6 protein-coding genes and 19 tRNA genes are annotated in these 8831 nt (G+C 41.7%); 22 read left to right on the top strand and 3 right to left on the bottom strand.

Going from position 1 to position 8831, the window contains the following annotated elements; translation table 11 throughout:
• Window positions 1–25: 25 nt before the first annotated feature.
• The 19 genes from FG383_RS11030 (at window position 26) to FG383_RS10940 (ending at window position 1996) form a co-directional block, all read left to right on the top strand.
• Window positions 26–114 (top strand) — tRNA-Leu (locus tag FG383_RS11030).
• A gap of 16 nt (window positions 115–130) precedes the next feature.
• Window positions 131–207: transfer RNA gene (locus tag FG383_RS11025), tRNA-Arg, on the top strand.
• Window positions 208–214: 7 nt separating this feature from the next.
• Window positions 215–291: transfer RNA gene (locus tag FG383_RS11020), tRNA-Pro, on the top strand.
• A gap of 14 nt (window positions 292–305) precedes the next feature.
• Window positions 306–381, top strand: a tRNA-Ala gene (locus FG383_RS11015).
• A gap of 25 nt (window positions 382–406) precedes the next feature.
• Window positions 407–480, top strand: a tRNA-Met gene (locus FG383_RS11010).
• 7 nt (window positions 481–487) lie between these two features.
• Window positions 488–564: transfer RNA gene (locus FG383_RS11005), tRNA-Ile, on the top strand.
• A 12-nt stretch (window positions 565–576) separates the two neighbouring features.
• Window positions 577–669, top strand: a tRNA-Ser gene (locus FG383_RS11000).
• 51 nt (window positions 670–720) lie between these two features.
• A tRNA-Met gene (locus FG383_RS10995) sits at window positions 721–797 on the top strand.
• A gap of 3 nt (window positions 798–800) precedes the next feature.
• Window positions 801–876, top strand: a tRNA-Asp gene (locus FG383_RS10990).
• 150 nt (window positions 877–1026) lie between these two features.
• Window positions 1027–1102 (top strand) — tRNA-Phe (locus FG383_RS10985).
• A 6-nt stretch (window positions 1103–1108) separates the two neighbouring features.
• Window positions 1109–1182, top strand: a tRNA-Gly gene (locus FG383_RS10980).
• Between the two features lie 6 nt (window positions 1183–1188).
• Window positions 1189–1265, top strand: a tRNA-Ile gene (locus FG383_RS10975).
• A gap of 4 nt (window positions 1266–1269) precedes the next feature.
• Window positions 1270–1344: transfer RNA gene (locus FG383_RS10970), tRNA-Asn, on the top strand.
• Between the two features lie 6 nt (window positions 1345–1350).
• Window positions 1351–1441: transfer RNA gene (locus FG383_RS10965), tRNA-Ser, on the top strand.
• A 7-nt stretch (window positions 1442–1448) separates the two neighbouring features.
• Window positions 1449–1520, top strand: a tRNA-Glu gene (locus FG383_RS10960).
• A gap of 144 nt (window positions 1521–1664) precedes the next feature.
• Window positions 1665–1741: transfer RNA gene (locus FG383_RS10955), tRNA-Ile, on the top strand.
• A 4-nt stretch (window positions 1742–1745) separates the two neighbouring features.
• Window positions 1746–1820, top strand: a tRNA-Asn gene (locus FG383_RS10950).
• A gap of 6 nt (window positions 1821–1826) precedes the next feature.
• Window positions 1827–1917: transfer RNA gene (locus tag FG383_RS10945), tRNA-Ser, on the top strand.
• A gap of 7 nt (window positions 1918–1924) precedes the next feature.
• Window positions 1925–1996: transfer RNA gene (locus tag FG383_RS10940), tRNA-Glu, on the top strand.
• A gap of 68 nt (window positions 1997–2064) precedes the next feature.
• On the opposite strand, the gene FG383_RS10935 is transcribed toward FG383_RS10940, so the two are convergent.
• The 3 genes from FG383_RS10935 to FG383_RS10925 all read right to left on the bottom strand — a co-directional run bounded on the left by FG383_RS10935 (window position 2065) and on the right by FG383_RS10925 (window position 4795).
• Window positions 2065–3333, bottom strand: coding sequence for an ammonium transporter (locus FG383_RS10935; RefSeq protein ID WP_425467643.1), 1269 nt, complete (start codon window positions 3331–3333; stop codon window positions 2065–2067).
• A gap of 20 nt (window positions 3334–3353) precedes the next feature.
• Window positions 3354–3695, bottom strand: coding sequence for a P-II family nitrogen regulator (locus FG383_RS10930; RefSeq protein ID WP_142607440.1), 342 nt, complete (start codon window positions 3693–3695; stop codon window positions 3354–3356).
• A 188-nt stretch (window positions 3696–3883) separates the two neighbouring features.
• Window positions 3884–4795, bottom strand: coding sequence for a 1,4-dihydroxy-2-naphthoate polyprenyltransferase (locus FG383_RS10925; RefSeq protein ID WP_142607439.1), 912 nt, complete (start codon window positions 4793–4795; stop codon window positions 3884–3886).
• A 160-nt stretch (window positions 4796–4955) separates the two neighbouring features.
• Here FG383_RS10925 and FG383_RS10920 point away from each other — a divergent pair, with 160 nt between their 5' ends.
• From FG383_RS10920 to menH, 3 genes are read left to right on the top strand one after another with little or no spacing between them, the layout of a single operon-like run.
• A complete protein-coding gene (locus FG383_RS10920) occupies window positions 4956–6317 on the top strand; it encodes an isochorismate synthase (RefSeq protein ID WP_246096967.1) in 1362 nt (453 codons plus the stop codon).
• Window positions 6310–8022, top strand: coding sequence for a 2-succinyl-5-enolpyruvyl-6-hydroxy-3-cyclohexene-1-carboxylic-acid synthase (gene menD / locus FG383_RS10915; RefSeq protein WP_142607437.1), 1713 nt, complete (start codon window positions 6310–6312; stop codon window positions 8020–8022). The genes FG383_RS10920 and menD overlap by 8 nt, the downstream gene beginning before the upstream one ends.
• A complete protein-coding gene (gene menH, locus FG383_RS10910; protein WP_142607446.1) occupies window positions 8019–8831 on the top strand; it encodes a 2-succinyl-6-hydroxy-2,4-cyclohexadiene-1-carboxylate synthase in 813 nt (270 codons plus the stop codon). Before menD ends, menH begins: the two co-directional genes overlap by 4 nt.

Below are 8831 nucleotides of genomic sequence, written 5' to 3'. Positions count from 1 at the left end.
TTCCGCTCCAAAGATTCATCAAAGTGCCGGGGTGGCGGAACTGGCAGACGCACAGGACTTAAAATCCTGCGGTAGGTGACTACCGTACCGGTTCGATTCCGGTCCTCGGCACCACTTTTATGAAAAACAAGCGCCCGTAGCTCAATTGGATAGAGCGTCTGACTACGGATCAGAAGGTTGTGGGTTCGACTCCTGCCGGGCGCGCCATATATTACGGGAAGTAGCTCAGCTTGGTAGAGCACTTGGTTTGGGACCAAGGGGTCGCAGGTTCGAATCCTGTCTTCCCGACCAGTTAATAAATTTTTGGGGCCTTAGCTCAGCTGGGAGAGCGCCTGCCTTGCACGCAGGAGGTCAGCGGTTCGATCCCGCTAGGCTCCACCAATATTATATTTTTTTGTAAAATCCTGGCGGTGTAGCTCAGCTGGCTAGAGCACTCGGTTCATACCCGAAAGGTCGTGGGTTCGACTCCCTCTGCCGCTATCTTTAAGGACCTTTAGCTCAGTTGGTTAGAGCAGACGGCTCATAACCGTCCGGTCGCAGGTTCGAGTCCTGCAAGGTCCACCAACAAAGTAATTTGGAGGAATACCCAAGTCTGGCTGAAGGGATCGGTCTTGAAAACCGACAGGCGGGTCATACCGCGCGGGGGTTCGAATCCCTCTTCCTCCTCCATTTTTAAAAACATTGTTGATGGAAGAATTAAATTAGTAAGTATATTATTATCGCGGGGTGGAGCAGTTCGGTAGCTCGTCGGGCTCATAACCCGAAGGTCACAGGTTCAAATCCTGTCCCCGCAACCAAATGGTCCCGTGGTGTAGCGGTTAACATGCCTGCCTGTCACGCAGGAGATCGCCGGTTCGATCCCGGTCGGGACCGCCATTTAATTAATAAAATTTTATTAGTTTGAGATTTAGGACAAGCAAGCAGGTTGAGAAAGCAAATGAGTGAAGAAAGAAACGTACTCTAGTATGTGACTGACTGAACGAATGTAGCTGACGAAGAGATGCGTAGCTTAGTGCAAACTAAAGTGGCTCAGTAGCTCAGTCGGTAGAGCAAAGGACTGAAAATCCTTGTGTCGGCGGTTCGATTCCGTCCTGAGCCACCATGTAATGCGGGTGTAGTTTAGTGGTAAAACCTCAGCCTTCCAAGCTGATGATGAGAGTTCGATTCTCTTCACCCGCTCCAATTAATGGGCCTATAGCTCAGCTGGTTAGAGCGCACGCCTGATAAGCGTGAGGTCGATGGTTCGAGTCCATTTAGGCCCACCATTATTCCGAAGTAGCTCAGTGGTAGAGCAATCGGCTGTTAACCGATTGGTCGTAGGTTCGAGTCCTACCTTCGGAGCCATCATATGGGGAAGTACTCAAGCGGCTGAAGAGGCGCCCCTGCTAAGGGTGTAGGTCGGGCAACCGGCGCGAGGGTTCAAATCCCTCCTTCTCCGCCATATGTTTGGCCCCTTGGTCAAGCGGTTAAGACACCGCCCTTTCACGGCGGTAACACGGGTTCGAATCCCGTAGGGGTCATATTAATAGCATGTGTCCTAGTCCTATTAGGAAACATGCTTTTTTCTTTCCTTAAGAATTATAATAGTTTTCTATTTAGTAGCCCTTCCTAGTTCTACTAAACATGATAAGAGTTAGATTCTCTTCAACCGCTCCACTAATAATGGGCCTATAGCTCAGCTGGTTAGAGCGCACGCCTGATAAGCGTGAGGTCGATGGTTCGAGTCCATTTAGGCCCACCATTATTCCGAAGTAGCTCAGTGGTAGAGCAATCGGCTGTTAACCGATCGGTCGTAGGTTCGAGTCCTACCTTCGGAGCCATCATATGGGGAAGTACTCAAGCGGCTGAAGAGGCGCCCCTGCTAAGGGTGTAGGTCGGGCAACCGGCGCGAGGGTTCAAATCCCTCCTTCTCCGCCATATGTTTGGCCCCTTGGTCAAGCGGTTAAGACACCGCCCTTTCACGGCGGTAACACGGGTTCGAATCCCGTAGGGGTCATATTAAAAAGCATGTTTCCTATTAGGAAACATGCTTTTTTTTCATGTCTTTAGAATCAGGATAGTCTTCTAATTAGTAGCTCTCCCTAGTTCTGTTAAACGTTGAGCAAAACCGTCAGTTTTCGTACTTATGCCAGGAAAAACGTCGTTTAGTTCATATGCTTGAGAACCGTGTTCTGCAAAATCAAGTCCGGCGATTTCTTCTTCATTTGTAACTCGAATGGGGTTAAATGCTTTAAGGATAAATAAAAATCCGAAAACGGTAATGGAAACCCAAGCAATAACAGCTAAAACTCCTAATACCTGAATACCGATCAAGCTTGCTCCTCCACCTACAAAGAGGCCACTTGAGGTTTCAAAAAGTCCAACCGCTATCGTTCCCCAAATCCCAGTTATCCCGTGAACTGCTATTGCACCAACCGGATCATCTACTTTTAATTTAACATCAAGAAAACGAATTCCTTCGGTCATAATAATTCCAGCGAGAAAACCAATTATGATAGAGCTTACGAGCGAAACATTTGCAGCACCGGCCGTAATACTTACTAAACCAGCTAATGCACCATTTAAAGTGAGCGTGGCATCTAGTTTTTTAAATCTAAGTTTTGTATAAAAAGCTGTAGATAGAACTCCAGCAGAAGCAGCAAATAAAGTATTGGCAATAATAGGAGGGACTAGAGTAGGGTCGGCAGCTAGCGTACTTGCGCCGTTAAAGCCAAACCAACCAACCCATAAGATGAAAACGCCTAAGGCACCGAGGGGTATACTGTGACCTGGTATAACATTCACTTTACCATTGCTATATTTACCGATACGGGGACCTAAAATTGTTGCCGCTACGAAAGCGCCGATTGCTCCAGTTAAGTGAACGACTGTAGAACCCGCAAAATCAATGAAGCCAAGTTCAGCTAACCATCCACCTCCCCAAATCCAGTGGCCTACTACAGGGTAAATAATACCAGTCATAGCTACAACTAAAAGTAAATAGGAGGACAATTTCATTCGCTCAGCAACTGCACCTGAAATAATAGTTGCACAAGTGGCAGCAAAAACGGATTGGAAAACGAAGAAGCCAATATCTTCTCTTCCAAAAAGAGCAAATCCATCAGATCCAATTGCACCAAAGACAGACTCACCAAACATAAACCCAAATCCTACTAAAAAATATAAAATAGATCCAAGTGATACAGTAAGGAAGTTTTTCATTAATATATTCAGTGTATTTTTAGAACGGGTAAAACCTGTTTCGAGCATTGCAAATCCTGCATGCATAAAAAATACTAAAATGGCACCAAGCATTACCCACAACATGTCGATTGAACTTTGAATTGTTTCTATTGTCATAAAATCTCTCTCCTTTAGTTAACGGCAACTGCACCGCGTTCTTTTGTTCTAATACGGATTGCTTCTTCTACTGGTAAAACAAATATCTTCCCATCGCCTACTTCATTGGTACACGCGTGATTCAGAATTGCTTCTACCAATCTTTCAACTAAATAATCTTCTACAACCATTTCAAGCTTTAATTTTGCATGGAATTCCATTTCATAAGCATTACCACGAAATAGTCCAGTGCGGCCTTCTTGGCGACCACAACCGGCGATTTCTGTCACGCTTAGCCCGTCAATTCCTTCTAGTGCAAGTGCTTTGCGAACTTCCGAAAATACATCTGGTCGAATAATTGCTTCTATCTTTTTCATTTGCAACCTCCTAATGTAAGAATATATAACATCATATTATAAAAATTTAAAAATGTAAATGATATTCTGAAAATTATGTTAGTTTTTATTACATGTGTTGAACTGAAGGCGATTCATAAGAAGATCGAAAAAAATCCACATAAAAAAGCAAGAAGAAAAATTGTTCATTTTTCTTCTTGCTTTTTATTTTATAAGAAGTACCCGATTAATAAGCCTATCCCTAATAGGAAAACGAAAATAGTATTCGTCAGTGCTGTATCTTTCATAGCTGGTGCTACTTCAAGTGGATTATCTTTTTCTCTAAATAGTTTAATCGCATGTAATGGTTTTTTAATACTTAATATAACGAGTAATGTCCATGGAGTAATAATTTGTAGTAAAATCAATCCTACAATCCAAAGATAGGAGATGATAAAGTAAGAAGCTAAAATCGTAATAGCATTTTTTCTACCGACAAGGATTGCCATCGTTTTTCTGCCGCCTTTTGTGTCTTCCTCTAAATCCCGTATATTGTTAGAAAGCATGATCGCCGCTACAAGAAGTGCGCTCGGAATAGAAAGTAAGATGGCAAAATTAGGTACAGATCCAACTTGGATGAAAGTCGCGATTAATACAATGAGCATCCCCATTACTACACCACTAAAGAATTCTCCAAATGGGGTGTAAGCTATAGGATAAGGTCCTCCGGTATACAAGTATCCTATTAACATACTTGCAGCTCCAACAACTAGTAACATCCAGGAAGACTCATAGCAAATGTAGATTCCTAGTAATGCGGAAAGACCATATAATAGTAAGGCTAATTGCATAACCGTTTTCGGTTTAACACCATTTCGAACGATCGCTCCGCCGATACCAACGGACTCTTCACTATCAAGACCTCTAGCAAAATCATAGTATTCATTGAACATATTGGTCGCTGCTTGTATAAAAAGACAAGCAACTAACATAGCTAAAAATAAAAGCCAGTTAATATTTGTGTAATAAAGTGCAATCATTGTCCCCAAGAATACCGGAGCAAATGAAGCGGTTAATGTATGTGGTCTTGTTAATTTCCACCAGACACGCCAACCTTTGTCGGCTTGTAATTCATTTGACATAAAATTTTCTCTCCTTTAAAACAATCCATTATCAATATTAGCATAAATTCGCTGCTAAATGTGTGCCGAAAAGCGTAGAAAGTTGTATGATTAAGGGTAGAGTAATAAAATAACTAAACATCATGATAAACTTCAAGATATGAATACGGAGGTAATTTTAATGCCGAAAACCACCGGTCAAAAGCAAACAACTTTACGTTTTTATACAGAAACAATAGAAGTATCCAGATTATCAGCTCATGCTTTTTTTGAAGCAGGAGATGAAAAATATAAAGGAAAACGATTTTTTTGGCAAAACAAAGAAAAAACGCTGACATTAGTCGGCTTAGGTCATGCGCATACAATTTCGAATCGTTTAGAAGATAATCGATATGCGGACATCGATGCAAAATGGAAAGAACTGTGCAGTGCATCATTGAAAGAACAAGTGGATGTTTCGCCAATTTTATTTGGAGGATTTGCATTTGATCCCAAAAATAAAATTGCATCAGAATGGGACAATTTTCCTTCCGCCTTCTTTGTAGTGGCTACGTTCCAACTAGTGATTCAACATGATCAAGCATTTGTAAGCATTCATTATATTACAAATGAGGAAGAGAGTGCGGATGTATTTGAACGATTGCGTATAGAAAGGGATGCGCTTATACACACGGCCCAAGTAAAGGAGCTTCAAGTTCATGCGAAGCCAGTATTAGTAAACCGAGAAGACAAGGGAAAAGAGCAGTATTTGCATGCAGTAGAAGATGTAACAAAGCGGATTCGTGCAGAAGAAGTAGAGAAAGTAGTAATTGCTCGGTCGCTTAAGTTAACATTTGATGAGGATTTTTCGAAAGCGACGGCTATTTACCATGCTGCCATGGAACAGCCGGAAAGTTATTTATTTGGCTTAGAAAATGGAGACCAAATGTTTTTCGGGGCAACACCAGAACGGTTAGTGAAGGTAGAAAACGAAAAAGTGCAATCTGCAGGACTTGCAGGTTCTGTTAGACGTGGGAAAAATTCTGTGGAAGATAAAGCGTTGGGAGATGCGCTACTAGCTGATCCGAAAAATTTAGGGGAACATAAATACGTTGTGGAAATGATTCGGAAAGTGTTTACGCAATATTGTAAAGACCTAAAGGTACCTGCAAGACCAAAGCTTATGAAAGTTAGAGATATCCAACATTTATATACGCCGATTGAGGGACATTTGAAAAAGGATTCTTCGTTATTTGCATTAGTACAAGCATTACATCCAACTCCAGCTTTAGGAGGAGAACCGCGTCAAGATGCTATTAACATTATTCGGGAATCGGAACAAATGAATCGAGGCTATTATGCAGCGCCAATTGGTTGGATTAATACAGAAGGGGACGGGGAGTTTGCGGTTGGGATCCGTTCTGCTCTAATCGAAAACGAACATGCTTATTTATACGCAGGTGGAGGGATTGTAGCAGAATCTTCTTCCATCGAAGAATTTGAAGAAACACGTGTAAAGTTTCGACCAATGCTACGCACGCTTGGAGGAAATATGAATGACTAACATCGAGTATTTAACATCCTATGTAAACCAATTTGTCGAAACGATTAAAAAAGCAGGTGTAAAACATATCGTTATGTGTCCTGGTTCTAGATCCACCCCGCTTGCTTATGGCTTCGCGAAAAGCGAGGGCTTTGCATTTTATCGCCAGACGGATGAACGTTCAGCTGCGTACTTTGCTTTAGGTATTGCGAAAGCAACAAAAGAACCCGTTGTGCTGCTTTGTACTTCTGGGACTGCTGCAGCAAATTTCTTTCCTGCGATTGTAGAAGCTTTTTACGCGCGAGTTCCATTGCTTGTTGTGACTGCGGATCGTCCACATGAATTACGAGAAGTAGGGGCGCCGCAAGCAATTGATCAAATACATCTTTTTGGAAAGCATGTGAAATGGTCGGTTGATTTTCCGCTTCCGGAAGATCATGCAGAAAGTTTAAACTTTCTGGAGCGCCATATCCATCGGGCGGTATCTACTTCGAGGACGTTACCGATGGGACCGGTGCATATTAATATGCCTTTCCGAGAACCGCTGTTATTAAATATGGAACAGGCTTTACCGACTACTGAGGTACAAGTGTCAGAAATAGGAAAGCTTGTGCCAAGTCAGGATTTTACCGAGTGGTATATGGACTTGCTTATGCGGGAAGAGAAGGGAATACTCATCGTTGGGGATTCCATTCATTCGACAAAAGGCTTTTGGGATTTTGCGAGAATGCTTAAATGGCCAGTATTAGTCGATCCACTTTCTAATTTAAGGACTTCGGTACCCGTAGATTGTATGGATCTATGCATAGACCAATACGATGCCATTTTGAAAAATGATGCATTTAAACAAGTAGCTATGCCAAGTGTCGTGATTCGTTTTGGAGCACAACCTGTATCGAAGCCACTTACTTTATTTTTGAAAGCATGTAAACCAGATGTGTATATAGTAGTCGATGAAAGCCCTATTTTCCGAGACTCTATTCATCTTGTAACACATCATGCGCAAGTGGAAGCCACTTCTTTATGGATCCCAATGGAAGAAAAACAAGTATCGAGTTATTTAAACCATTGGTCGAAAACGAACGATATTGCAACGAAACATATACAAACGTATATAGAAACCGAAGAAGATGAAGGTGCCCTGGCGGGTATATTATTCGAAGCACTCCCTAATGGGGTAGATTTATTTGCGAGCAGTAGTATGCCGATTCGCGACGTAGATACCTTTTTCAATAAAACAACGAAAGACGTACAAGTTTACGCAAATAGAGGGACGAATGGAATTGATGGGGTCGTATCTTCCGCATTAGGCGTCCAAGCTGCAACCAATCGACCTGGCTATTTACTAATTGGGGATCTTGCTTTTTTACATGATGTGAATGGATTAATAGTAAGTAGGTTTCATGAAACAGATAGTACAATTGTTATTATGAATAATGATGGTGGCGGTATTTTCTCTTATTTGCCACAATCAACGGAAACAAACTACTTTGAGCATTTATTTGGGACGCCAACTGGTCTAGAGTTTTCACATGTTGCTGCAATGTATGATGCGCAATATGATGCAGTGCATTCAAAAGATGCATTTGAGCAAGTATTAAAACAACCTAAAATAAAAGACATTCGAATTATTGAAGTGTTTACGAATCGACAAGTAAATACGGAGACACATCGGAAATTATGGACGGCTATTTCGAAGGAGTTAGATACCATTTGGAAAGCATGAATTTGATGGTTCGTTCTGTAAACTTGCACATGAAGAGATATAATATCGGAGCCCCTAAAAAAGTTGTGTGGTTACATGGTTTTACGGGATCTAGCAGTACTTGGAAGGAAGTAATTAGTCTTCTTCCTTCCTCAATGGAACTGTTAACGATAGATTTAATAGGACATGGACAAACGGATAAACCAAGTGATTCCGCATACTATTTTGTAGAAGAGCAACTAAGAGAACTTCATGCGTTATTTCAACAATTGGAATGGACTCATTTTACGCTTGTCGGCTACTCGATGGGAGGACGTTTGGCTTTAGCATATGCCGCTAAATATCCCGTAGATGCATTAATATTAGAGAGTAGCTCTCCAGGTCTCGCAGGCGAAGAGGAACGACAGAAAAGAAAGCTGTCCGATGAATTGCTTGCAGAACGGATTATGAAAGAAGGGGTTATTTCTTTCGTTGATTTTTGGGAAGGCATTCCTTTATTCCATACGCAAAAAAGGTTGCCTGTGGAAAAGCAGGAAGTGATTCGTGAGGAAAGACTTGCTCAATCAGCAGTAGGACTTAGCAATAGTTTGAGAGGTTTTAGTACAGGAATTCAGCCTTCTTATTGGGACGTTTTAAGCGAACTGTCGATTCCCGTGTTTTTATTGGTCGGGGAATTAGATTTGAAGTTTTGTGCTATTGCGAGAAGGATGGAAAATGAGTTGCCGAACGCAAAATTAGTAGTCGTAAAAGATGCCGGGCATGCAATTCATGTGGAAAAACCGAAAATCTTTGCTACAATAATAGAGAAAGTTATTTTAGAGGAGGAATAA

Source organism: Psychrobacillus soli, from assembly GCF_006861775.1.
Lineage (GTDB): Bacteria > Bacillota > Bacilli > Bacillales_A > Planococcaceae > Psychrobacillus > Psychrobacillus soli.
The sequence above is the reverse complement of the archived record's forward strand: the minus strand, read 5'-3'. Positions and strand labels throughout refer to the sequence as shown.

What these genes read in the sequence shown, in the direction of transcription:
- FG383_RS10920 (WP_246096967.1), top strand. Translation starts at nt 4,956, where the DNA reads ATGCCGAAAACCACCGGTCAAAAGCAAACAACTTTACGTTTTTATACA.
- FG383_RS10925 (WP_142607439.1), bottom strand. Translation starts at nt 4,795, where the DNA reads ATGTCAAATGAATTACAAGCCGACAAAGGTTGGCGTGTCTGGTGGAAA.
- menD (WP_142607437.1), top strand. Translation starts at nt 6,310, where the DNA reads ATGACTAACATCGAGTATTTAACATCCTATGTAAACCAATTTGTCGAA.
- menH (WP_142607446.1), top strand. Translation starts at nt 8,019, where the DNA reads ATGAATTTGATGGTTCGTTCTGTAAACTTGCACATGAAGAGATATAAT.
- FG383_RS10930 (WP_142607440.1), bottom strand. Translation starts at nt 3,695, where the DNA reads ATGAAAAAGATAGAAGCAATTATTCGACCAGATGTATTTTCGGAAGTT.